Origin of the sequence: Streptomyces sp. NBC_00328 (assembly GCF_036139655.1) — a bacterium.
Lineage (GTDB): Bacteria > Actinomycetota > Actinomycetes > Streptomycetales > Streptomycetaceae > Streptomyces.
Genome location: NZ_CP108013.1, coordinates 2,913,091 through 2,937,078 on the forward strand (window position 1 = coordinate 2,913,091; position 23,988 = coordinate 2,937,078).

Here is a 23,988-nt window from a genome sequence, read left to right on the forward strand (position 1 = left end):
CGGTGCCGATCCCCCAAGTGGGCGTCGGCACCGGCACAGTGAGCTTCCGTCAGACAATCCGGCCGTTCTTTCACAGGGCCCTCGCGGGTCCGGAAATCGCGTGCACCTTTCACACGGACCCCGCGGGTCCAGGAACCGCGCGCTTCTCGCGCAGCCCCCGCGGGTCCGGGAATCGCATGCCTCTTTCGCGCCACCCCCGCTGCTCCGAGGGTCCCGCACGTCCGTCACGCCCCCGGACCCGGAAATCGCGCGGTTTCGCGCCACCCGCGCGTGTTGGGACTCGCTCACGTCTCTCACGCCGCCCCGCGGATCCGGGTCAGCCCGCGAGGTTGTCCGCCATCTCCTCGGACAGACTCGACTCCGTCCCGGGGATCCCGAGGTCCTGCGCCCGCTTGTCGGCCATCGCCAGCAGCCGGCGGATACGGCCCGCGACGGCGTCCTTGGTCAGCGGCGGGTCGGCGAGCGCGCCCAGCTCCTCCAGCGAAGCCTGCTTGTGCTCCATCCGCAGCCGTCCGGCGGCGGCGAGATGCTCCGGCACCTCGTCCGCGAGGATCTCCAGGGCGCGCTGGACGCGGGCACCGGCGGCGACGGCGGCACGCGCCGAGCGGCGCAGGTTGGCGTCGTCGAAGTTGGCGAGCCGGTTCGCCGTGGCGCGGACCTCACGGCGCATCCGCCGCTCCTCCCAGGCCAGCACCGACTCGTGCGCGCCGAGGCGGGTCAGCAGCGCGCCGATCGCGTCGCCGTCGCGGACGACCACCCGGTCCACGCCGCGCACCTCGCGGGCCTTCGCCGCGATCGACAGCCTGCGGGCGGCGCCGACCAGCGCGAGCGCGGCCTCCGGCCCCGGGCAGGTCACCTCGAGGGACGAGGAACGGCCGGGCTCGGTGAGCGAGCCGTGGGCCAGGAAGGCCCCGCGCCAGGCCGCCTCGGCATCGCAGGTGGCCCCCGAGACCACCTGCGGCGGCAGTCCGCGGATCGGGCGTCCACGCCCGTCCACGAGCCCTGTCTGACGGGCCAGCTGGTCACCGCCCGCGACGACACGCACCACGTAGCGCGACCCGCGGCGCAGTCCGCCGGGCGCCATCACGATCAGTTCGGAACTGTGGCCGAAGATCTCCAGAATGTCCCGCTTCAGCCGGCGCGCCGCCATCGCGGTGTCCAGCTCCGCCTCGATCACGATCCGGCCGCTCACCAGGTGAAGGCCGCCGGCGAACCGCAGGACGGCGGAGACCTCCGCCTTCCTGCAGCAGGTCCGGGTGACGGGAAGCCGGGAGATCTCATCCTTCACCGCTGCCGTCATCGCCATGGGCCGATCCTTCCATGCATCCGAAAAATACGGTCGTACGCGGCGGCCAACAGCTCCGGATCGTGCCGCGGAGATCCGTCGGTCCTGGCCACCGGCGCCAGCTCGACCGCGGCACCGAACCGCTGGGCGGCGTCGGCGAGAGATTCACGGTCGGGCACGGCGGCCTCGTCGGCCAGCACCACGTCCAGGGCGAGTTTAGGGGCGTGTCGCCCCAAAACCTCCAAATGACGCTGCGGGGAGAAGCCTTCGGTTTCTCCGGGCTGCGGTGCGAGGTTCAGGGAGAGTACCCGGCGCGCCCGGGTCTGGCTCAGTGCGTCCAGAAGCTCGGGCACCAGAAGATGCGGAATGACCGACGAGAACCAGGAGCCGGGGCCGAGAACCACCCAGTCCGCGTCGAGGACCGCGGCCACGGCCTCGGGCACGGCCGGCGGATCGTGCGGTACGACGTGCACGGACTGGACCTCGCCGGGGGTGAGCGCCACGTTCGCCTGGCCCCGGATGGTGCCGATCTCGTCGGGCCGGTCGGGGTCGTGTCCCTTGACCAGGGCCTGGAGCTCCAGGGGCACGGCGGACATGGGCAGCACCCGGCCGTGCGCGCCGAGCAGCTTGCCGACCAGGTCGAGTGCCTGGACATGGTCGCCGAGCTGCTCCCACAGCGCGACGATCAGCAGATTGCCGACCGCGTGTTCGTGCAGTTCGCCCTTGGACTGGAAGCGGTGCTGGATGACGCGGGCCCAGGTCTGGCCCCAGTCGTCGTCGCCGCACAGCGCCGCCAGCGCCTTGCGCAGGTCGCCGGGCGGCAGGACGCCCAGCTCGTCGCGCAGCCGCCCGCTGGAGCCGCCGTCGTCGGCCACGGTGACGACGGCGGTGAGGTCGCCGGTGATCCGGCGCAGCGCGGCGAGCGAGGCGGACAGCCCCATGCCGCCGCCGAGGGCGACGACCTTGGGCTGCGTACCGCGGCGGCGCGGCTTGGCACCGCGCGCCGCGGCCGGCTGGCCGGCTCGGTTCCCGGGAGTCTCCCGGCGCAGCCGGCTCAGCCGCAGGGAAGTACGTCCGGTCACTCGCGCCCCATGTCCCGGTGCACGAGCACGGTCTCCACGCCCTGGGAGGCGAGGCGGGCGGCGAGCTTCTCCGCGGTCGCCACCGAGCGGTGCTTGCCGCCGGTGCAGCCGACCGCGATGGTCACATACCTCTTGCCCTCGCGCCGGTAACCGGCGGCGATGAGCTGGAGCAGCTCGGAGTAGCGGTCGAGGAACTCCTTGGCGCCGGGCTGGTTGAAGACGTACGCCGAGACCTCTTCGTTCAGGCCGGTGAAGGGGCGCAGCTCGGGGACCCAGTGCGGGTTGGGCAGGAAGCGCATGTCCACGACCAGGTCGGCGTCGACCGGCAGGCCGTACTTGAAGCCGAAGGACATGACGGTGGCCCGCAGCTCGGGCTCCTCGTCGCCCGCGAACTGGGCGTCCATCTTGGCGCGCAGCTCGTGCACGTTCAGGCTGGAGGTGTCGATGACCAGGTCGGCGTCACCGCGCAGCTCGCGCAGCAGCTCGCGCTCGGCGTCGATCCCGTCCACGATCCGGCCGTCGCCCTGGAGGGGGTGCGGCCGGCGCACCGACTCGAAGCGGCGCACCAGGGCCTCGTCGGAGGACTCCAGGAAGACGATCCGCCGGGTGACGTTGCGGGACTCCAGGTCGGCGAGGGATTCGCGGAGGTTGTCGAAGAACCGCCGGCCGCGTACGTCGACGACGACGGCGATCCGTGCCACGTTGCCCTGGGAGCGGGCACCGAGCTCCACCATGGTGGGGATCAGGGCGGGCGGCAGGTTGTCGACGACGAACCAGCCGAGGTCCTCCAGACACTTGGCGGCCGTGGACCGGCCTGCTCCGGACATGCCGGAGATGATCACCAGCTCGGGAATGACGGCGTCCGGGACTCCCGCCCCGGCTGTCTCGATGCCCGTACCCACCTGTGCTCCGTCTTCCTGTGGCGCTTCACGCTCCGCGTGATCCTCGCCTGTTTCGCTGTGTGTTTCCCGGCCCTGCGCCGGACGTTCCTCTTCGCGCGCGTCGTTCTCGGTCATGTCTCCTGCCCCCGTCGCTCGTCCGAGGCGCCCGCGGTCACGGGCTCCTCCGCGGGGCCCGCCGTCGTCCCGGGCGCCGCGTCTTCGTCGTCTTCCATGATCTCTCCGGTGGCCGTGTTCACGGCCGGTGCCGCGGGAGCGGCCTGGGCGAGGGCCACGGCGATGGTCTCCGCCGTCTTGCGGCCCACGCCGGGGACCTCGCAGATCTGGTCGATCGTCGCGGACCGGAGCCTCTTCACGGAGCCGAAGTGCTTGATCAGTGCCTGCTTGCGGGACTCGCCCAGGCCCGGCACGTCGTCCAGAGGGCCCGACCTGAAGCGTTTGGCCCGCTTGGCGCGCTGGTAGGTGATCGCGAAGCGGTGGGCCTCGTCCCGGACCCGCTGGAGCAGATACAGGCCCTCACTGCTGCGCGGCAGGACCACGGGGTCGTCCTCGCCGGGCAGCCACACCTCCTCCAGGCGCTTGGCGAGCCCGCAGACGGCGATGTCGTCGATGCCGAGTTCGTCGAGGGCCCGCTGGGCGGCGGCGACCTGCGGCCGGCCACCGTCGACGACGACGAGCTGCGGGGGGTAGGCGAAGCGCTTGGGCCGGCCGTCGTCCTCCGGGAACGTGCTCCCGGAGAGGGGGTTCGCGTCGGCCGACGGCTCCGGGGCCCCCGACGCGGCGTCCTCGCCGTCCGTCCACTCCCCCGTCTTCTCCTTCTCGACGAGGTAGCGCTTGAAGCGGCGGGTGATCACCTCGTGCATGGAGCGGACGTCGTCCTGGCCGGCGAAGCCCTTGATCTGGAAGCGCCGGTACTCGCTCTTGCGCTGGAGTCCGTCCTCGAAGACGACCATCGAGGCCACCACGTCGTCGCCCTGGAGGTGCGAGATGTCGTAGCACTCGATCCGCAGCGGCGCGCTGTCCAGGCCGAGCGCCTCGGCGATCTCCTCCAGGGCACGCGAGCGCGTGGTCAGGTCGGAGGCACGCCGGGTCTTGTGCAGGGCGAGCGACTGGAGCGCGTTGCGCTGCACGGTCTCCATGAGCGCCTTCTTGTCGCCGCGCTGCGGTATGCGGAGCGACACGTTCGATCCGCGGCGGGCGGTGAGCCATTCCTGAACGGGTTCCACCGGTTCGGGCAGCGCCGGGACGAGTACTTCCTTGGGAACGGAGTCGCCCGTCTCCTCGCCGTAGAGCTGCTGGAGCGCGTGCTCGACGAGGTCACCCGTGGTGACGGCCTCCACCTTGTCCGTGACCCAGCCGCGCTGTCCGCGCACGCGTCCGCCGCGCACATGGAAGATCTGGACCGCGGCTTCCAGCTCGTCCTCGGCGACGGCCATGAGGTCGGCGTCGGTCGCGTCCGCGAGGACGACCGCGCTCTTCTCCATGGCCTTCTTCAGGGCGTCGATGTCGTCGCGCAGCCGGGCCGCACGCTCGTACTCCATCTCCTCGGCGGCCTGCATCATCTGCTGTTCCTGCCGGCGGATGTACGTCCCCGTACGGCCCGCCATGAAGTCGCAGAACTCCTCGGCCAGCCCGCGGTGCTCCTCGGGCGAGACCCGGCCGACACAGGGGGCGGAGCACTTGCCGATGTACCCGAGGAGGCAGGGCCGGCCGGTGCGGGAGGCGTTCTTGAAGACACCGGCGGAGCAGGTGCGGACCGGGAAGACGCGCAGCAGCAGGTCGACGGTGTCGCGGATGGCCCACGCGTGCCCGTAGGGACCGAAGTAGCGCACGCCCTTCTTCTTGTGGCCGCGCATCACCTGCACGCGCGGGAACTCCTCGTTCATCGTCACGGCGAGGTAGGGGTAGCTCTTGTCGTCGCGGTACTTGACGTTGAACCGGGGGTCGTACTCCTTGATCCAGGAGTACTCCAGCTGAAGGGCCTCGACCTCCGTGGACACGACCGTCCACTCCACCGACGCCGCCGTGGTGACCATCGTGCGGGTGCGCGGGTGGAGATTCGCCAGGTCCTGGAAGTAGCTCGCCAGGCGCTGACGCAGGCTCTTCGCCTTTCCGACGTAGATCACCCGGCGGTGCTCGTCGCGGAATCTGTACACCCCGGGAGAGTCCGGGATCTGTCCCGGCTTGGGGCGGTAGCTGGAGGGGTCGGCCATGTCACACACCCTACTGGCGCGGGCCGACAGCGCGGCCGGCTCCCGGTACGCCTGTGGAAAACCTCGCGGAGCCGGCCGCGGCGTCGGCGCGGGCGCTGCGGGACGCTCAGGACGAGCGCGGCGGGGGCTCCCGCGACGAACGCCCCCGCGATCTTTGCGCGGCGCCCGGGATGCGTCGTTTCCGGCCACCGGGGTCGCGTCGTGCCGGACTCCCAGGTGAGGGTCGGGAAGGGACGGAGCGCGTCCGGGGGGCTGCGGTGAGCCATGTTGAGCATCAGGTGTTGTCGGGACTTGGTCAACACGCTTCAATGCGGGGGAACTCGGGGCGTGAACGGCGAATCCCGCGCGTGTACAGCCCCCGCGCGCCCACCGGGCGGCGCCGATGAACCGCTCCCACGGTCTGACCAGCCGTGGTGAACATCCACAGAAAGGCCCCTGCATGCGGACCCGCACACAGCACGCGGACGTCGCCACGACGGAACTGGATACGGCCCTGCGGGGCGGCCCCTTCCACGTCGCACTGCGCGCAGCGATCACCGCCCGCGGGCTGCCGCTGCAGCGCGTGCAGCACCATCTGTCGCGATACGGCGTCAGAGTCGGGGTGACGAGCCTGAGTTACTGGCAGCAGGGCGCCCGCCGCCCCCAGCGCCCCGAGTCGCTGCGGGCGGTCCGCGCCCTGGAGGAGATACTCCAGCTTCCCGACGAGTCCCTGATCAGGCTGCTGGCCGAGGCCGAGGAGCGCTCGGTTCCGGAACGTCCCACGGGGCGTTCCTACCGTTCCCTCGTGGAGGCCTCCGGTGTCCTGGAACGGCTGCTGGCCGAACTGGAGTCCCCGCTCGACGGCGGTCTGCACACGCTCGGCCATCACGAGCGGGTGCGCATAGGCGCCCGTCGCGAACTGCTGGGCCGCGAGTCGCACCACATAGTGCGCGCACACAAGGACGGCGTGGACCGCTATGTGGCCACCCATCACGGCGACCCCGGATGCGCACCGGAGCGGACGACGGTCCGGGCCCTGGAGAACTGCCGCACGGGCCGGGTGCGCTGGCACCGCGACACCGGCGTGCTCGTCGCCGAACTGCTCTTCGACACCCGGCTGCGGGCAGGCGAGACGTTCCTCTTCCGCTACGCCTTCGAGGACGGCACGGCCGGGACGTCCAGCGAGTACGTCCGGGGCTTCGGCTTCGCGGGCGGACAGTACGCGCTCCAGGTGCACTTCACCGAGAACGCGCTGCCGGTGCGCTGTCACCGCTTCACCCAGCACTCGGCCGCCGCGCCCCGCAGCGGCCGGCAGGAACTGCCGCTGAGCGGTCACCACCGCTCGGTGCACCTGGTCGAGCCGCGCGTGCGGTCCGGGATCGTCGGGATCGGCTGGGACTGGGAGTGACCGCCCGCCCGGGTGCGGACCCGGCCGGGCCGGTGACCGCACCCGGGCTCAGGCGCCCGGCCCCGCGACGACGTTCCCGTTCTTCTCCTCGACGGACAGTTCGTGGAGCGGCACGGTGGCCGGTGCCCGCAGCACCTTGCCGGTCCCGGCGTCGAACTCGCTGCCGTGACACGGGCACACGAGGGTCGTGCCCTGCAGCTTGTTGATGGCGCACCCCGCATGGGTGCAGATCGAGCTGAACGCCTTGAGCGAACCGTCCTCGGCGCGGCTGACCACGACGTTGTGGTCCTCGTAGAGCTGAGCACCCCCCTTGGAGACCTCTCTCCCCGAGCCGAGGACGACGGGAGCGGTCGGCGTGGCGGGGGTCCCGCCACCACCGCCACCGCCGGAGCACGCGGCGAGGCCGAGCCCGGCGACCGGGGTGAGCGCCGCTCCCCGCAGGACGGTACGACGGCTCGCGGACGGACGGCCGGACATGGCATCTCCACTGGTCAGGGTGCCGGCGGACACTCCGCCGACGGCGACGGGGCTGAACACGGCAAGGGAACCGCGCACCGACCGTACCGGCACGGATCGTCCCGCTCGTCGTGGGGTGGGTTCGTGCGACCCCGGACGTAAACGCTTGCGCAAACGTATGCGTAAGCGTTTACGCGAGGGAGCCGGATGAGATACGTTCACCCGCGAGCGACCGGGTCCGTCCGGCGAGCGGCGGGGCGGCGTCGGCGCCCCGGTTCCGTCCGCCGGCCGGCACCGGGGCTTCCTCACGGTCGGCGACCGGGACCCGGGAAGGAGCGGTATGGCGACGATGGCCGATGTGGCCCGGCGGGCGGGCGTGTCCATCGCGACCGTCTCGCACGTCCTCAACCGCACCCGCCCGGTGCTGCCCGTGACACGCCAGGCCGTTCTCGACGCGATCGACGAGCTGGGCTACACGCCCAACACCCTCGCCCGTTCACTCGTCACCTCCCGTACGCGGTCCATCGGCCTCGCGGTGTCGGCGATCAGCAACCCCTACTTCACGGAGATCCTCCAGGGCGTCGAGGCCGGGGCCCTGGAGCACGGCTACGGCCTGCTGATCGCCGATCCGCACGACGACCCCGGGCACGAGCGCAAAGTCGTCCGGCTGCTGCACGAACGGCGCGTGGACGGAATGATCATCGCGCCGTCGGCGACTCCCGACGCGCTCCTGCGCTACCTCGAGCAGCACGACGTACCCACCGTCTTCCTGGACCGCCTCGTGGATGCCCCCGCCGGAAGCGGCTTCCCCTACGACCAGGTCTGCTCCGAGAACACCGCGCCCATGGCGAGCCTGGTGACCCACCTCGCCGAGCGGGGGCACCGGCGTATCGGGCTGGTCGCGGGCCTGCCCGGACTCAGTACCACGGCGGAACGGATCACCGGCTACCGGCACGGCCTCGCGCGGGCCGGGCTCCCCTACGACGAACGGCTCGTGGCGCACGGCGACTCCCGGACGGAGGCGGCCGAGGAGGCCACCCACCGGCTGTTGTCGCTCGGGGCGCCGCCGGGCGCGCTCGTCACCGCCGACAACGCCATGACCGTCGGTGCGCTCCGGGCCCTGCGCGACCGGGGTCTGTCCGTGCCCGGGGACCTGGCACTGTGCTGCTTCGACGACTTCTCCTGGGCGGATCTGTTCACACCACGGCTCACCGTGATCGCCCAGCCGAGCAAGGAGATCGGAGCCACGGCCGTCCGGCTGCTCCTGGAACGGCTGGCGTCCCCGCACCTGGAGTGCCGCACCGTCCGGCTTCCCTCCGCCTTCGTCCACCGCACCTCGTGCGGCTGCCCCGAAGGCGTCGCACACACCGAGAGTCCCGGGACCGGGATACCGAGGAAAGGACCCGAGTCGTGATCGTCGTCGCCGGTGAGGCTCTGATCGATCTGGTGCCGCGGGACTCCGGCGCCCTGGCAGAACTACTGCCTCGCCTGGGTGGCGGCCCTTACAACACGGCGGTGGCGCTCGGCCGTCTCGGCTCGGCCACGGCCTTCTGCTCCCGCGTCTCCCGCGACGCGTTCGGCGAGGCACTCCTCGACGGACTCGTGGACGCCGGCGTCGACGTGTCGTCCGTACAGCGCGGGGGTGAACCGACGACGCTGGCCGTCGCCACGATCGGGGCGGACGGCTCGGCCGCCTACTCCTTCTACGTCGAGGGCACGGCGGACCGTCTCTTCACCGCCCCGGACCGACTCCCCGTCGGGGCACGGGCGGTGTCCTTCGGGACCTGTTCACTCGTCCTGGAACCGGGCGCGAGCGCGTACGAGGAGCTGATGCGGACCGCCACCGCGCAGGGCGTCTTCACGGCCCTCGACCCGAACATCCGCGCCGGTCTGATCCCCGACCCGGACGCCTACCGGGCCCGGTTCAAGACCTGGCTGCCGTCGGTGTCGCTGCTCAAGCTGTCCGAGGAGGACGCCCGGTGGCTCGGCGGCACCCCGCGCGAGTGGCTGGCCGCCGGTCCCTCGGCGGTGGTGATCACCCAGGGCGGTGACGGTCTGACCGCGTTCACCCGGGACGGCGCGGTGCATTCCGTGCCCGGCGAACCGGTGGACGTGGTGGACACCATCGGCGCCGGTGACACCGTGAACGCGGCACTGCTGCACGGCCTTTCCGTCCGGGACGCCCTGTCCCCGACCGCGCTGGCGGAGCTGGGCCCCCGGGGCTGGACCGGGCTTCTGCGCTTCGCGGCCCGCGCGGCGGCCGTCACCTGCTCCCGCGCCGGAGCCGAACCGCCGTACGCCCGCGAACTCGGCGACCTGTAGGACACCGGACCGCCCTCCCTCGGCCCTCGAACCGCGTGCGGTCGTGTTCGCGACGGACGGCGCCCCGCGGGGAGTTCCCGCGGGGCGCCGTCCGTCGCGACACGGCCGACCGGTCCGGTGGAACGGACCGGTCGGTTCAGGCCTTTCGGGCCCGCGTGGTCTTCTTCGCGGGGGTCACCTTCTTGGCGGTCGCCTTCGTGACGGTCTTCTTGGCAGTGGCCGCCTTCTTGGTGGCCGCGTTGTTGACGGTCTTGGTGGCCGTCTTCCTCGCCGTCGTCCCGGCGGCGACCGTCTTCCTGGCGGCCGTCTTGCGCGGGGCCTTCACGGGAGCGGCGTCGCTGATCCTGTCGGCACCGAGGATCTCGCGCAGGAACTTGCCGGTGTGACTGGCCGGAACGCCGGCGACCTCCTCGGGGGTGCCCTCGGCGATCACGAGACCGCCGCCGTTGCCGCCCTCGGGTCCCATGTCGATGACCCAGTCCGCGGTCTTGATGACATCGAGGTTGTGCTCGATGACGATGACCGTGTTGCCCTTGTCCACCAGACCGGACAGCACCGTGATGAGCTTGCTGATGTCCTCGAAGTGCAGTCCGGTGGTCGGCTCGTCGAGGACGTACACGGTGCGGCCGGTGGAACGCTTCTGGAGCTCGCTGGCGAGCTTGACGCGCTGCGCCTCACCGCCGGAGAGCGTCGGCGCGGACTGGCCGAGCCTGACGTAGCCGAGGCCGACGTCGTTGAGCGTCCTGAGGTGACGGGCGATCGCCGGCACGGCCTCGAAGAAGCCGAGCGCCTCCTCGATCGGCATGTCCAGGACCTCGGAGATGGACTTGCCCTTGTAGTGGACCTCCAGGGTCTCCCGGTTGTAGCGCGCCCCGTGGCAGACCTCGCAGGGGACGTACACGTCCGGCAGGAAGTTCATCTCGATCTTGATGGTGCCGTCGCCGGAGCAGTTCTCGCAGCGGCCGCCCTTGACGTTGAAGGAGAAGCGGCCGGGCAGATAACCCCGCACCTTCGCCTCGGTGGTCTCGGCGAACAGCTTGCGGACATGGTCGAAGACACCGGTGTACGTCGCCGGGTTGGAGCGGGGCGTGCGGCCGATGGGCGACTGGTCCACGTGCACGACCTTGTCGACGAGGTCGTCGCCGTCCACGCGCGTGTGGCGCCCCGGCACGTTCCTCGCGCCGTTCAGCTCACGGGCCAGGTGCGTGTACAGGATGTCGTTGACCAGTGTCGACTTGCCGGAACCCGAAACGCCGGTGACGGCGGTGAGGACGCCCAGCGGGAAGGACACGTCGATGTCCTGGAGGTTGTTCTCGCGGGCGCCGTGCACCGTGAGCCTGCGGCCCGGGTCGGCGGGGCGGCGGACGTCCGGGGTCGGGATCTCCTTCTTGCGCGACAGGTACTGGCCGGTCAGCGACTCGGGGTTGGCGAGCAGCTCCTTCAAGGGACCGCTGTGCACGACCTTGCCGCCGTGCTCGCCCGCGCCGGGGCCGATGTCGACGACCCAGTCGGCGACCTTGATGGTGTCCTCGTCGTGCTCGACGACGATGAGCGTGTTGCCCATGTCGCGGAGGCGGACGAGGGTCTCGATCAGCCGGTGGTTGTCACGCTGGTGCAGACCGATGGAGGGCTCGTCGAGGACGTACAGGACGCCGACGAGTCCGGAACCGATCTGGGTGGCCAGACGGATGCGCTGGGCCTCGCCGCCGGACAGGGTGCCGGCCGCGCGGTTCAGCGACAGATAGTCGAGGCCCACGTCGACCAGGAAGCGCAGCCGTTCGTTGACCTCCTTCAGGACGCGTTCGGCGATCTTCTTGTCGCGCGCGTTGAGCTTCAGCTTCCCGAGGAAGTCCGCGCAGTCGCTGATGGACATGGCGGCGACCTCGGCGATGGACTTCTCCATGACCGTGACCGCGAGGACCAGCGGCTTCAGCCGCGTGCCCTGACAGGTCGGACAGGGCACCTCGCGCATGTAGCCCTCGAAGCGCTCGCGGCTGGCGTCGCTCTCGGACTCGCTGTGGCGCCGCTTGACGAAGGGGACGGCCCCTTCGAAGGGCGTCGTGTACACGCGCTCGCGTCCGTACCGGTTGCGGTAACGGACCTCGATCTGCGTCTTGTGGCCGTAGAGCAGGGCCTTCCTGGCGCGCTGCGGCAGCCCGGCGAAGGGGATGTCGGTCCGGAAGCCCAGCGCGTCCGCGAGGGCGCCGATCAGCCGGCCGAAGTAGTCCTTGGTGTGTCCGTGCGACCAGGCGTGGATGGCGCCCTCGTCGAGGGACTTGTCCTCGTCCGGGACGATCAGCTCGGGGTCGACCTCCATGCGCGTACCGATGCCGGTGCACTCGGGGCAGGCGCCGAAGGGCGAGTTGAAGGAGAAGGAGCGGGGCTCCAGCTCTTCGAAGGACAGATCGTCGTACGGGCAGTACAGGTGCTCCGAGTACATGCGCTCGCGCTCGGGGTCGTCCTCGGGGAGGTCGACGAAGTCGAGCACGACCATGCCGCCGGACAGGCCGAGGGCGGTCTCCACGGAGTCGGTGAGCCGGCGCTTGGCTGAGTCCTTCACCGTGAGACGGTCGATGACCACCTCGATGGTGTGCTTCTCCTGCTTCTTCAGCGTCGGCGGCTCGCTGAGCTGGATCGTCTCGCCGTCGACCCGGGCACGGCTGTACCCCTTGGTCTGGAGGTCGGCGAAGAGGTCGACGAACTCTCCCTTGCGCTCGCGCACCAGCGGCGACAGGACCTGGAAGCGGCTCCCCTCCGGGAGCTCCAGCACCTTGTCGACGATGGCCTGCGGCGACTGGCGCGTGATGGGACGGCGGCACTCGGGGCAGTGCGGCTTGCCGATGCGCGCGAACAGCAGCCGCAGGTAGTCGTAGACCTCGGTGATGGTGCCGACCGTCGAGCGCGGGTTGCGCGAGGTCGACTTCTGGTCGATGGAGACGGCCGGGGAGAGACCCTCGATGAAGTCCACGTCCGGCTTGTCCATCTGGCCGAGGAACTGCCGGGCGTACGAGGACAGGGACTCCACGTAGCGCCGCTGGCCCTCGGCGAAGATCGTGTCGAAGGCGAGGGAGGACTTGCCCGACCCCGACAGGCCCGTGAAGACGATGAGCGAGTCGCGCGGGAGGTCGAGCGAGACATTCTTCAGGTTGTGCTCGCGCGCTCCACGGACGATGAGACGGTCGGCCACGCCGGTCCGTACCTTTCTTGAGAGAAGTGACAGGGGCCGCAGGCCCCCGTCTTCTCAGACTAGGGCGAGCCACTGACAGCGCCGGTTGCTTTCGCTGGTTCACAACAATCCCGGGCCATCCAGCATGCCCGACGCCACCGATGAGCGTATAGCACGCGCATTCGATTTACGGGGGTGGCCGACCAGCTTCACCCGATCGTGTGGCGGGGCTAGGGTCGACCTCATGATGGATCATGTGCGCGACCTGGCGTCTGTACGTGACGCGACGGAACGACTGCTCACCGCGGTCACCAAACTGGACAACGCCGCCGTGGCCGAGCCGTCACGGCTTCCCGGCTGGAGCCGCGGGCATGTGCTCGCCCACCTGTCCCGCAACGCCGACGCCCTGGTGAACGTCCTGGAGGGGCGTCCCATGTACGCCTCCGCGAGCACCCGGGACGCCGACATCGAACGGGACGCGCCGCGCCCCCTGGAATCACAGCTGGCGGACCTGCGGGAGAGCGGGGCCCGCTTCCTTCGGACGGGAGCCGCTCCCGCGGACTGGTCCCGCACGGTGGCGCTGCGCAACGGGGTCACCGACTCCGCGGCCCGGGTGCCGTTCCGGCGCTGGGTCGAGGTCGACCTGCACCACGTGGATCTGGGCATCGGGTACGAGCTGGAGGATCTGCCGGAGGAGTTCGTGACGCGGGAGATCGATTTCCTCGCGGAGCGGTTCGCCGGCCACAAGGACGTGCCCTCCACGGCGCTGGCCTCCGCGGACGGCCAGGAGTGGACCACGGGCGGCGGCGCCGAGGGCGGACCGGTCGAGGTCCACGGACCGGCGGCCGATCTGCTCGGCTGGCTCTGCGGCCGCCGCGACGGCTCCGGGCTGACGGTACGCGGCGGCCCGCTTCCGGCGCTGCCTCCGCTATAGGCTTCCCTCATGACGTACAGCGGAGCGGTGACGGTCGGCGGCCCGGCCGACGTGCACGAGCTGCAGGACCTGATGATCTCCAAGGTCGCGGTCGGCCCCATGGACAACAACGCGTATCTGCTGCGCTGCCGGGCCACCGACGAGCAGCTCCTGATCGACGCGGCGAACGACGCCTCGACACTGCTCACCCTGATCGGCGACGACGGCATCGCGTCCGTCGTGACCACCCATCAGCACGGTGACCACTGGCAGGCGCTGGCCGAGGTCGCGGCCGCCACGGGCGCGCGCACCTACGCGGGCAGGGACGACGCGGACGGCATCCCGGTACCGACGGACGTCCCCCTCCAGGACGGCGACACGGTCAAGGTGGGCAACGTGGAACTCACCGCGCGCCACCTGGTCGGGCACACGCCGGGCTCGATCGCCCTCGTCTACGACGACCCGCACGGTCACCCTCACGTGTTCACGGGCGACTGCCTCTTCCCGGGGGGTCCTGGACGGACAACACGCCCCGAAGACTTCAAGTCGTTGATGTCGGGCCTGGAGGCGAAGGTCTTCGTACTCCCGGACGAAACCTGGATCTACCCGGGCCACGGCAACGACACCACCCTCGGCACGGAGCGGCCCCACCTCGCGGAGTGGCACGCACGAGGCTGGTAACCGTCCAACGTCGACCGGTTCTGTACGGCCGGGCCGCACCCGTGCGTCAGCGATGACGAAGGCTGGTAGCGCCTCGACGCGCTCCTCCTGCGGCACGTGTCGGCGTCCCTCGCCCGGCCCGGTGTGACCACCGCTCGTTGAGCCGACCGGGCCGAGCTGAACGGGTTCGGAGCGGGGTTCCCCTGGGCCCGGCCGACAGCGCCATAGGGTCAGACTCCGCATCCCTGCGCGAGGCAGGACGGCATCCCTGGGAGACCCGGCACGCTGCCGCCCGCCCCCTGGCGCGGTCGCCCCGGCGACGACAGGTGCCTCGTGTGAGGAGTACGGATGAACGGCTGGGCCGTCATGGTCGCCGGGGCTGTGGTCGTCGGATACGGGACGCTCTCCCGGCGCTTGTCAACCACGGTGCTCTCGGGACCGCTGGTGTTCATGCTGTGCGGGCTGGCGATCGGCCCGCTGGGCCTGGACCTGCTGGACCGGGCGAAGGATCCCGAGGTCACGCGGACACTGCTCGAAAGCGCACTGGTACTCCTGCTGTTCGCGGACGCGGCGGGGATCAGGTCCCGGGACCTGCGCCGGGAGGAGTTCCTGCCGCTGCGGCTGCTCGCGGTCGGCCTGCCGGCCACGATCGCTCTGGGATGGCTGGCGGCCTGGCCCCTGCTGCCCGGCCTGGGCGTGTGGGAGCTGGCCCTGGCCGCCGTCATCCTCGCGCCGACGGACGCCGCGCTCGGGCAGCAGGCCTTCTCCAACAAGCGGGTGCCCCCGCTGATCCGCGGCGGCCTGACCATCGAATCCGGTCTGAACGACGGCCTGGCCCTGCCGTTCTTCGTCCTGGCACTCGCCGCGGCGGGCGAGGGCCACGGCCATCCGGGCGTCGCCGACACGTTCCTGCGCGCGTTGCTGCTGAGCAGCGTGATCGGAGTCGCGGCCGGCTGGGGCGGGGCGAGCCTGTTGCGCTGGTCGCTCACGAGGGGATGGAGCAGCTCCGACTGGCGACAGTTCCTGGTACTCGTCGTCCCGGTCATCGCGTACGTCCTGTGCGCCGTGAGCGAGGGCAGTGGCTTCATCGGTGCCTGGGTCGCCGGTCTGGCCTTCGGCATCCACCTGCGCCGCACCCCCGCCGGTCTGGGCGTCCGTCCCGAGGACGCGGATCCCGCGCAGAGCACCAGCTTCACCGAACGCCTCGGCCTCCTGCTCGCCTCGCTCAGTTTCCTCGTCTTCGGCGCGGTCATCCTGGGACCGACACTTGAGCACCTGACGTGGCGCGTGGTCGTCTACGCGCTGCTCAGCCTGACTGTCATCCGGATGCTGCCCGTCGCACTCGCCCTGGTCGGCACCGGCCTGCGCCCCGCCTCCGTCGCGTACATCGGCTGGTTCGGCCCGCGGGGGCTGGCTTCCCTGGTGTTCGGCCTGCTCGCCCTGGAAGAACACCTGCCCGGGGGGACCTTGCTGAGCGAGGTCATCGCCGTGACCGTGGGCCTGAGCATCATGCTCCACGGAGCCTCGGCTCCCTTCCTGGGCGACCGCTACGGCGCATGGTTCACCAGGACCCTCCGCGTCACGCCAAACCTGCGGGAGAACGCACTCGCGGACCACGGGGCCCCACGCCGGGAAGGTGGAGTATGAGCACTTCCGACATCGACTTCGAGTCGGTCTTTCACGCCCTGCCGAGCGCCGTCGCCCTGCTCAGCCCGGACCTGGTGTCCGCCGACGCCAACAAGGCCTACCTGTCGCTGTCCGGCCGCACTCGTGAGGAGGTGATGGGCCGCTACCGGCTCTGACCGGAGTTCCGTGATGGTCAATCTGCAGGGTTGACGGGGCCGCGTGATTGACGGCGCCAGTGTCTCCCCGGCATTGGAGTCGGTATCTTCCAGCCGTACATCAGGGCCAGTGCGATGCATCTCGCGTCGCGTCGGCTGTATTCCGTCGCCTCGCGAATCTCGGTGATCGCTTCGTTCCGTCCTCGCTGCTCAACGAGGTTGCGGGCCCGATCCTGAGCTGCCCGAGGGACGGGCGTCCCAAGGCCGCGGATGATGTCGGAATCCCATCTCTGCCTGCGAGCGCGCCAGATTCGTACCCGTGCTGCTACCGACCCCGACCATCTCATGCGCACGCTCCGGCACGGTCTCCGCCAGATCCAGTACCGCAGCAACCTCATCGACGGATGCCTCGCCGAAACCGGCCTCACGTTGACGACACCACGCCAACAACGTCAGTAATGCTCTGACCGCACAGGTTCCCGGGGGGGGCGTGGGCAACACGCGCAAGGACCCGGAGGCCTTCGCCCGTCTCCTCCACGACGTCGAGACGAGGATCTTCGACGTACTGCCGGACGAGACGTGGGTGTACCCCGGCCACGGCGACGACACGACGCTGGGCGCCGAGCGCCCGCATCTGCCGGAGTGGCACGCGCGAGGCTGGTGAACGTGAGAGCGACCGGCACTCGGGGCGCGGCACCTCGGCCACGCCCCGAGTGAACCGGTCAGCCCACACGCGGGGCACCTCACCGCGCCCCGCGTGAACGGAGCACCACACCGCGCGTGACCAGAGTGCCGCGCACGCCCGCGCGAAACAGACGACCGCGTCGGGTGCGTCGGGCGGTTGTGACGCAAGTGTTCACGGGACTGCAACACACGTTCCCACCATGCGGACAATTACCGCTGTGACCTGGACAAACGACCTGGTTCGCTGCCACTCTCCCGCCATGCATCGACCCCAACGCGCCCTGCGCCGTGCCGCGTCCGCCGGAACCGTCGCCCTGCTCGCCCTCGCCGTGGGCTGTGCCCCGCAGCCCGAGGACAAGGCATCCAGCAAGGCTTCCGGGAGCACCGCCGAGACCTGCGCCAAGGGCTCGTTGAGCACCCAGACCGCGGGCAAGCTCACCATCGCGACCGACGAGCCCGCGTACGAGCCGTGGTTCAAGGACGACAAGCCCGCCAACGGCAAGGGCTTCGAGTCGGCGGTTGCGTACGCCGTGGCCAAGCAGCTCGGCTACGCCGACGGCGATGTCGTCTGGCAGAGCGTCCCGTTCAACAAGGCCTTCGCGCCCGGTGCGAAGAGCTTCGACTTCGACATCAACCAGGTGTCGATCAGCGCCGAGCGCAAGAAGGCCGTGGACTTCTCGTCCGGCTACTACGACGTGCGCCAGGCCGTCATCGCGCTGAAGAGCTCCAAGGCGGCCAAGGCGACGAGCCTCGCGGACCTCAAGGACCTGAAGCTGGGCGCGCAGGTCGGCACCACCAGCCTGAACTACATCGACGACGTGGTGAAGCCGGACCGGAAGGCGGCCGCCTACGCGAAGAACGACCAGGCCAAGTCCGCGCTGAAGAACGGCCAGGTCGACGCCATCGTCACCGACCTGCCGACCGCCTTCTACATCACGGCCGCCGAGGTGACCGACGCCAGGATCGTCGGACAGTTCGAGAACCAGGGCGGTACGCCCGAGCAGTTCGGCCTCGTCCTCGACAAGGGCAGTGCCCTGACCTCCTGCGTGACGAAGGCCGTGGACGCCCTGCGCGCGGACGGCACGCTCGCGAGGATCGAGAAGCAGTGGCTGTCCGAGGCCGTCGACGCCCCGGTGCTCAAGTGACGGCGACGAAGGAGGAGTCGGGAGAGGACGCCGCCGACGGAGAGATGCCCGGCGGCGACACCACCGACGGGCACGAGGCGTACGTCCCCTCGCCGCGCAGGATCGAGCGCGAGCGCCACCGCCGCCGCCGGGCCCGCCGGTCGACGGCGGTGGCCGCGCTCTCCACGCTCGTCACGGCCGTGGTGCTGTACCTCGTCGTCGTCGACGCGCCGGGCTGGCCGCGCACGAAGGAGACGTTCTTCGACGCGTCGTTCGCGCGTGAGGCGTTCCCGAAGGTCCTCGAAGGCCTGTGGCTGAACCTCCGGCTCTTCGTGGTGTGCGGCGTCGTGGTGCTGGTGCTCGGCACGCTGATAGCCGTGGCGCGAACGCTGCGGGGACCGATGTACTGGCCGGTGCGCGCCCTCGCCACCGCGTACACCGACTTCTTCCGCGGTCTGCCGCTGATCATCTGTCTGTCGATCGTCGTGTTCGGCGTCCCGGCGCTCCAGTTGCAGGGCGTCACCAACGACCCCGTCCTGCTCGGCGGTGCGGGACTGGTGCTGACGTACTCGGCGTACGTCGCCGAGGTCGTCCGCGCCGGCATCGAGTCCGTGCACCCCTCGCAACGGGCCGCGGCACGTTCACTGGGCCTCACCACGCGCCAGACCCTGCGCCATGTGGTGCTGCCCCAGGCCGTCCGCCGCCAGGTCCCGCCGCTCCTCAACGACATGGTGTCCCTGCAGAAGGACACCAGCCTCGTCTCGATCGGCGGCGCGGTGGAGGCGATGCGCTCCGCGGACATCATCGTGGGCCGCAGCCTCAACTACACGGCGTACATCGTCGCGGCGCTGCTCTTCGTGGCCCTGACCATCCCCATGACGCGCTTCACCGACTGGGTCACCGCCCGTATGGACCGGCGCCGCAGCCAGGGAGGCACCGTATGAGCAAGGCCCCCGTCCCCGACGGCCCGATGCTGCGGATGGAGTCCGTCCGCAAGACCTTCGGCGAGTCGGTCGTCCTGCGGGACGTCGACCTGGAGGTCGCCCCGCACACCGTGACCACGCTGATCGGCGCCTCCGGATCCGGCAAGTCCACGCTGCTGCGCTGCGCCAACCTCCTGGAGGAGATCGACGACGGCGCGATCTGGCTGGACGGCGAGGAGATCACCGACCCGCGGGCCGACCAGGACGCGGTGCGCCGGCGGATCGGCGTCGTCTTCCAGGCGTACAACCTCTTCCCGCACATGACCGTCCTGGAGAACATCACGCTCGCCCCGCGCCGGGTGCACGGCGCGAGCCGCGCGGACGCCGAGGCACACGCGCGTGAACTGCTCGAACGGCTCGGACTCGGCGCCAAGGCGGCCGAATACCCGGACAGGCTGAGCGGTGGCCAGCAGCAACGGGCCGCGATCGTCCGCGCCTTGGCGGTGCGCCCCAAACTGCTCCTTCTGGACGAGATCACCGCCGCCCTGGACCCCGAACTCGTGGGCGAGGTGCTGAACGTCGTCCGTGACATGAAGGCGGACGGCATGACCATGGTCCTGGCCACCCACGAGATGGGCTTCGCCCGTGAGGTATCGGACCAGGTCTGCTTCCTGGAGGGGGGTGTGATCCTGGAGCGCGGCACGCCCGAGCAGGTCTTCGGGGACCCGCGGCAGGAACGCACCCGGCGCTTCCTCAGACGGATCGTGGAGGCGGGACGCCTGTGAACCCGGGGCGCCCGTGACACTCGGGCGCCGGGGCGCCGGGGCCGAGTGGACTCGAAGCCGGGGACGGTTTCCGGCGGGCGCGAAGTCGGACGTCCGCGGCTGTCCGCCCGGCGAACCGTGGTCAGGTGTCCGCGCGCCCCGTTCCCGCGAGCGCCGCCACCCGCTCCACCCCGAACGCGTACCCCTGTACGCCGCAGCCCGCGATGACCCCGTCGGCACGCAGCGAGACGTACGAGTGGTGCCGGAACTCCTCACGCTGATGGATGTTGGAGATGTGGACCTCCACCACCGGAAGTCCGTCACAGGTGTTGAGCGCGTCGAGGATGGCGACGGAAGTGTGCGAGTAGGCGGCCGGGTTGATGACGATCCCGGCGTGATTCAGCCGGGCCTCGTGGATCCAGTCCACCAGCTCGCCCTCGTGGTTGGACTGCCGGAAGTCCACCGTGCCCCCGTGTGCGGCCGCCGCCTTGGCGCACAGCGCCTCGACGTCCGCCAGCGTGTCGGAACCGTAGATCTCCGGCTGCCGCTGCCCGAGGAGGTTCAGGTTGGGGCCGTTGAGAATCATGATCGGGGCGTTGGCGAGGGTGCGGGGCACGTTTCCTCCGGTCCTTCGGGTCTGCCGGCCCGTCAAGGACCGCTGATCGGAACCGGTTTATCACGATGCACCGAAAGGGTGACGGCTCGTACGCTCTCGCCATGACGACGCCCGCGTACCCTCCCAAGCCCGTACCCGGCGACCGGATAGCCGTGATCTCGCCGTCCAGCGGCCTGCCCGGCCTCCTGCCGCTCCCGTACGAACTGGGCCTGGAGCGGCTGCGCAAGGAGTTCGGCCTGGAACCGGTCGAATACCCGTCGACCCGGAGGATGGGGTCGACGCCGCGGGAACGGGCCGACGACATCCACGCCGCGTTCGCCGATCCGACGGTCAAGGCGGTCATCGCGTCCATCGGCGGCGACGACCAGATCACCGTACTGCCGCTGCTGGACCGCGCGTTGATCCGGGCGCATCCGAAGCCGTTCTTCGGATACAGCGACAACACGAACCTCCTCGTCCACCTGTGGAACGCCGGGATCGTCGGCTATCACGGCGCGACGGTCATGTGCGAACTCGGCCGGCCGGGTGCCATGGACCCGCTGACCGCGGAGTCGCTGCGGGCCGCCCTGTTCACGTCCGGGCCGTACGAGCTGCGTCCCGCCGGCCGTTTCCGCGAGGTGGGCGTGCCGTGGGAGGCGCCGGAGAGCTTCCTCGCCGAGCCGCGGACCGAGCCGGGCACGGGCTGGACCTGGATCCGCCCGGACAGGGTGGTCGAGGGCCGCTCCTGGGGCGGCAACCTCGAGATCCTGTCGTGGCTGCTGATGGCCGACCGCGAGATCGCCCGCGATCCTTCCGTGTACGACGGTCACGTGCTCTTCCTGGAGACCTCGGAGGACATGCCCGGGGCCGACGACGTCTTCTGGATCCTGCGCGCGATGGGCGAGCGCGGCCTGCTGCGGCGCTTTCCGGCCCTCCTGATGGGCCGCCCGAAGGCCTGGTCGTTCAAGCGGCCCCTCGCCCCGGAGGACAGGGCCCGTTACGCCCGCGATCAGCGCGAAGCGGTCCTCCGGGCCGTCGGCTTGTACGCGCCGGACATGATGGTCGTCCTCGATGTGGATCTCGGTCACACCGATCCGCAGGTCGTCATCCCCTATGGAGGGATCGTCCGGGTCGACGGCCCGGCCCGGCGCATCACCGTCACCTACTGACGCACCCCGCGCTCCCGCACGCCCCCGTAACCGCCGGTGACTGTGGGTAGTTGATCCGGCATGCACGACGTACGCACCGTAAGGGCGCCTTCCATGCTGCGGCTCGCCGCCGCGTCGCTGACCGGGACGGCCATCGAGTTCTACGACTTCTTCGTCTACGGGACGGCGGCGGCGCTGGTTCTCGGGCCGCTGTTCTTCCCGACGTTCTCGCCGCTCGCGGGCACGCTGGCGGCCTTCGGGACGTTCGGCGTCGGGTTCGTCGCCCGTCCGCTGGGCTCGGTGCTGTTCGGGCACATCGGGGACCGGCGCGGGCGGCGGCCCGTGCTGCTGGCCTCGCTGCTGCTGACCGGCGCGGCGACCGTCGCCGTCGGCTGTGTTCCGACGTACGACCGCATCGGTGCCGCGGCTCCCGTACTGCTGCTGGTGCTGCGTTTTCTCCAGGGGCTCGGACTCGGCGGCGAGTGGGGCGGGGCGGTGCTGCTGACGGCCGAGCACGCGCCCGCCGGGCGGCGCGGGCTGTGGTCGAGCTTCCCGCAGATCGGTCCGTCCCTCGGGTTCGTGCTGGCCAACGGCGTGATGCTGGCGCTGTCGTCGACGCTGTCCGACGCGCAGTTCGCGCAGTGGGGCTGGCGGGTGCCGTTCTGGGCGGCGGGGGTGCTCGCGGCTGCGGGACTGTGGCTGCGCCGTTCGCTCGAGGAGAGCCCGCGGTTCCTCGAAATGGGTGACCGCGCGCGCGTGCCGCTCGCCGAGGTGGCGCGCGACCACTGGCGGCTCGTCCTGCTGACGGCCGGTGGACTCGCGGTCGGTTACGCCGTCTTCTACGCGGTGACGACCTGGGCACTCGCCTACGGTGTCGACCGGCTCGGCGTGAGCCGCACGGTCATGCTGGTCTGCATCATGGCCGCGGTGGTGGTGAAGGGGGCTCTGACGCCCCTGGTGGCCCTGCTGGGAGACCGCTACGGCCGGCGGCCGCTGTGCATGGCGGGCTGCGCGGGCGCCGCGCTGTGGATGTTCCCGATGATCGGACTGCTGTCGACCGGCGAACCCCTGCTGATGTTCCTCGGCTTCCTGGTGGCCCTGATCGCCTTCGTCACCATGTTCGCGGTGATCGCCGCCTATCTGCCGGAGTTGTACGAGCCGCGGGTGCGCTGCACGGGCGCGGCTCTCGGGTACAACCTGGGCGGGGTCCTCGGAGGCGCGCTCACCCCGGTCGTGGCGACGGCGGTGGCGAGCGGGGAGCGCGTGCCGTGGGGCGTGGCCGCCTATCTGACGGGGATCGCGCTGCTGAGCCTCGGGTGCTTCGCGCTGCTGCCGGAGACCCGGCCCGTGCCCAGGCTGACGGCCGTACCGGTCACGGAGTGACTGCCGGTCACGGGTTGACGGCCAGTTCCAGATAGGCGGCGAACACGACCAGATGAACGCCCCCCTGAAGCGGGGTGGCCCGCCCGGGCACGACCGTCAGGGAGCTCACGACCACGGTCAGCGCGAGCAGCACCATCTCGGTGGCGCCGAGACCGAGAACGAGTGGTCCGGAGAGCCACAGCGAGGCCAGGGCGACGGCGGGGATGGTCAGTCCGATGCTGGCCATCGCCGAGCCGAGGGCGAGGTTCAGGCTGGTCTGCACCCGGTCCCTGCGGGCGGACCGCAGCGCGGCGATGGTCTCGGGGAGCAGCACGAGCAGCGCGATGATCACACCGACCACGGCGGCCGGCATGCCGGCCGCCTCGACCCCGGACTCGATGGTCGGCGACACACCCTTGGCGAGGCCGACCACGCCGACCAGGGCAAGGCCGAGGAGTCCCAGGCTGAACCGCGTCTGGCGGGCGGACGGCGTGTCGGCGTGCTCGTCCACGTCGATGACCTCGCCGTGCTGGGTGATCGGCAGGAAGTAGTCACGGTGCCGGACGGTCTGGGTCGCCACGAACAGGCCGTACAGCACCAGGGAGGCGACCGCGGCGAAGGTGAGTTGCGCGGCGGAGAACTCCGGGCCCGGCTTGCTCGTGGTGAAGGTCGGGAAGACGAGGCTGAGGGTGGCGAGCGTCGCGACGGTCGCCAGGGCGGCTCCGGTTCCTTCGGCGTTGAAGACGGCGAGCCCGTGGCGCAGTGACGCGACGAGCAGACACACGCCGACGATCCCGTTGCAGGTGATCATCACGGCCGCGAACACCGTGTCGCGGGCCAGTGTCGAACTCTTGGCGCCGCCGTCCGCCATCAGGGTGACGATGAGGGCGACTTCGATGATCGTGACCGCGACGGCGAGGACGAGGGATCCGAAGGGTTCCCCCACTCGGTGGGCTACCACCTCGGCGTGGTGCACCGCGGCGAGCACGGAACCCGCGAGGACCAGTGTCACCAGTGCGACGACCGCGCCCGGCAGGTCCCGCCCCCAGGTGAGGGCCAGCAGCACCACCGCGATCACGGGGACCACGGCGGTCCACCGTGTCACGAGTGACCTGAGCCGAACGATCATGCCGCGATCGTCGCAGTCGGCGGCGTGCCCCGCACTCCGGCGGTGCGGGGCGCGGTCCGCAATCGCGGCGGTCGAGCCCGGAGGGGCACCGGGAG

The 23,988-nt window shown here is 70.8% G+C and carries 20 protein-coding genes and 2 pseudogenes; 14 read left to right on the forward strand and 8 right to left on the reverse strand.

What is annotated here, in order from left to right:
- Positions 1–316: 316 nt before the first annotated feature.
- The 4 genes from whiA to uvrC are packed head-to-tail and all read right to left on the reverse strand — an operon-like array spanning position 317 to position 5,479.
- The gene (whiA, locus tag OG485_RS12775) at positions 317–1,306 is read right to left on the reverse strand and encodes a DNA-binding protein WhiA (protein WP_328453718.1); all 990 of its coding nucleotides are present in this window, start codon (positions 1,304–1,306) and stop codon (positions 317–319) included.
- Positions 1,297–2,367: a gluconeogenesis factor YvcK family protein gene (locus OG485_RS12780; protein WP_328668456.1), complete on the reverse strand. Its 1,071-nt coding sequence runs from the start codon at positions 2,365–2,367 to the stop codon at positions 1,297–1,299. The genes whiA and OG485_RS12780 overlap by 10 nt, the downstream gene beginning before the upstream one ends.
- Entirely contained in the window at positions 2,364–3,383 is a 1,020-nt protein-coding gene (rapZ, locus tag OG485_RS12785) for an RNase adapter RapZ (protein ID WP_328668457.1), read from the reverse strand. Before rapZ ends, OG485_RS12780 begins: the two co-directional genes overlap by 4 nt.
- Complete coding sequence (uvrC, locus tag OG485_RS12790) at positions 3,380–5,479, reverse strand: excinuclease ABC subunit UvrC (protein ID WP_328668458.1); 2,100 nt, start codon at positions 5,477–5,479, stop codon at positions 3,380–3,382. Before uvrC ends, rapZ begins: the two co-directional genes overlap by 4 nt.
- A 439-nt stretch (positions 5,480–5,918) precedes the next feature.
- Between uvrC and OG485_RS12795 the strand changes: the two genes are divergently transcribed.
- Entirely contained in the window at positions 5,919–6,866 is a 948-nt protein-coding gene (locus tag OG485_RS12795) for a hypothetical protein (protein WP_328668459.1), read from the forward strand.
- A gap of 48 nt (positions 6,867–6,914) precedes the next feature.
- On the opposite strand, the gene OG485_RS12800 is transcribed toward OG485_RS12795, so the two are convergent.
- Entirely contained in the window at positions 6,915–7,343 is a 429-nt protein-coding gene (locus OG485_RS12800) for a Rieske (2Fe-2S) protein (RefSeq protein WP_328668460.1), read from the reverse strand.
- 319 nt (positions 7,344–7,662) lie between these two features.
- Here OG485_RS12800 and OG485_RS12805 point away from each other — a divergent pair, with 319 nt between their 5' ends.
- Together OG485_RS12805 and OG485_RS12810 are read left to right on the forward strand one after the other, a co-directional pair.
- The gene (locus OG485_RS12805; RefSeq protein WP_328668461.1) at positions 7,663–8,736 is read left to right on the forward strand and encodes a LacI family DNA-binding transcriptional regulator; all 1,074 of its coding nucleotides are present in this window, start codon (positions 7,663–7,665) and stop codon (positions 8,734–8,736) included.
- Complete coding sequence (locus tag OG485_RS12810; RefSeq protein WP_328668462.1) at positions 8,733–9,644, forward strand: carbohydrate kinase family protein; 912 nt, start codon at positions 8,733–8,735, stop codon at positions 9,642–9,644. Before OG485_RS12805 ends, OG485_RS12810 begins: the two co-directional genes overlap by 4 nt.
- Before the next feature lie 136 nt (positions 9,645–9,780).
- On the opposite strand, the gene uvrA is transcribed toward OG485_RS12810, so the two are convergent.
- The gene (gene uvrA, locus OG485_RS12815) at positions 9,781–12,831 is read right to left on the reverse strand and encodes an excinuclease ABC subunit UvrA (protein WP_328668463.1); all 3,051 of its coding nucleotides are present in this window, start codon (positions 12,829–12,831) and stop codon (positions 9,781–9,783) included.
- Positions 12,832–13,054: 223 nt separating this feature from the next.
- Here uvrA and OG485_RS12820 point away from each other — a divergent pair, with 223 nt between their 5' ends.
- The 9 genes and pseudogenes from OG485_RS12820 to OG485_RS12860 all read left to right on the forward strand — a co-directional run bounded on the left by OG485_RS12820 (position 13,055) and on the right by OG485_RS12860 (position 19,680).
- Entirely contained in the window at positions 13,055–13,744 is a 690-nt protein-coding gene (locus OG485_RS12820) for a maleylpyruvate isomerase family mycothiol-dependent enzyme (RefSeq protein ID WP_328668464.1), read from the forward strand.
- 9 nt (positions 13,745–13,753) lie between these two features.
- Complete coding sequence (locus OG485_RS12825; RefSeq protein WP_328668465.1) at positions 13,754–14,404, forward strand: MBL fold metallo-hydrolase; 651 nt, start codon at positions 13,754–13,756, stop codon at positions 14,402–14,404.
- Between the two features lie 327 nt (positions 14,405–14,731).
- On the forward strand, positions 14,732–16,030 hold the full coding sequence (locus tag OG485_RS12830) for a cation:proton antiporter (protein WP_328668466.1): 1,299 nt from the start codon (positions 14,732–14,734) through the stop codon (positions 16,028–16,030).
- The gene (locus tag OG485_RS12835; RefSeq protein ID WP_328668467.1) at positions 16,027–16,185 is read left to right on the forward strand and encodes a PAS domain-containing protein; all 159 of its coding nucleotides are present in this window, start codon (positions 16,027–16,029) and stop codon (positions 16,183–16,185) included. Before OG485_RS12830 ends, OG485_RS12835 begins: the two co-directional genes overlap by 4 nt.
- A 309-nt stretch (positions 16,186–16,494) precedes the next feature.
- Positions 16,495–16,623 (forward strand): annotated as a pseudogene (locus tag OG485_RS12840) (IS630 family transposase); the annotation flags it as partial.
- Positions 16,624–16,648: 25 nt separating this feature from the next.
- Positions 16,649–16,828, forward strand: a pseudogene (locus OG485_RS12845) (hypothetical protein); the annotation flags it as partial.
- A 280-nt stretch (positions 16,829–17,108) separates the two neighbouring features.
- Positions 17,109–17,993, forward strand: coding sequence for an ABC transporter substrate-binding protein (locus OG485_RS12850; RefSeq protein ID WP_328668468.1), 885 nt, complete (start codon positions 17,109–17,111; stop codon positions 17,991–17,993).
- Positions 17,990–18,916: an amino acid ABC transporter permease gene (locus OG485_RS12855; protein WP_328668469.1), complete on the forward strand. Its 927-nt coding sequence runs from the start codon at positions 17,990–17,992 to the stop codon at positions 18,914–18,916. Before OG485_RS12850 ends, OG485_RS12855 begins: the two co-directional genes overlap by 4 nt.
- Entirely contained in the window at positions 18,913–19,680 is a 768-nt protein-coding gene (locus OG485_RS12860) for an amino acid ABC transporter ATP-binding protein (RefSeq protein ID WP_328668470.1), read from the forward strand. The genes OG485_RS12855 and OG485_RS12860 overlap by 4 nt, the downstream gene beginning before the upstream one ends.
- 121 nt (positions 19,681–19,801) lie before the next feature.
- On the opposite strand, the gene aroQ is transcribed toward OG485_RS12860, so the two are convergent.
- Positions 19,802–20,275, reverse strand: coding sequence for a type II 3-dehydroquinate dehydratase (aroQ, locus tag OG485_RS12865; RefSeq protein WP_328668471.1), 474 nt, complete (start codon positions 20,273–20,275; stop codon positions 19,802–19,804).
- Positions 20,276–20,376: 101 nt separating this feature from the next.
- Here aroQ and OG485_RS12870 point away from each other — a divergent pair, with 101 nt between their 5' ends.
- Together OG485_RS12870 and OG485_RS12875 are read left to right on the forward strand one after the other, a co-directional pair.
- The gene (locus OG485_RS12870; protein WP_328668472.1) at positions 20,377–21,423 is read left to right on the forward strand and encodes a S66 family peptidase; all 1,047 of its coding nucleotides are present in this window, start codon (positions 20,377–20,379) and stop codon (positions 21,421–21,423) included.
- Positions 21,424–21,483: 60 nt separating this feature from the next.
- On the forward strand, positions 21,484–22,785 hold the full coding sequence (locus tag OG485_RS12875) for an MFS transporter (RefSeq protein ID WP_328668473.1): 1,302 nt from the start codon (positions 21,484–21,486) through the stop codon (positions 22,783–22,785).
- Positions 22,786–22,792: 7 nt separating this feature from the next.
- Here the strand turns inward: OG485_RS12875 and OG485_RS12880 are convergent, their stop codons facing one another.
- Complete coding sequence (locus OG485_RS12880) at positions 22,793–23,893, reverse strand: calcium:proton antiporter (protein ID WP_328668474.1); 1,101 nt, start codon at positions 23,891–23,893, stop codon at positions 22,793–22,795.
- Between the last annotated feature and the right edge of the window lie 95 nt (positions 23,894–23,988).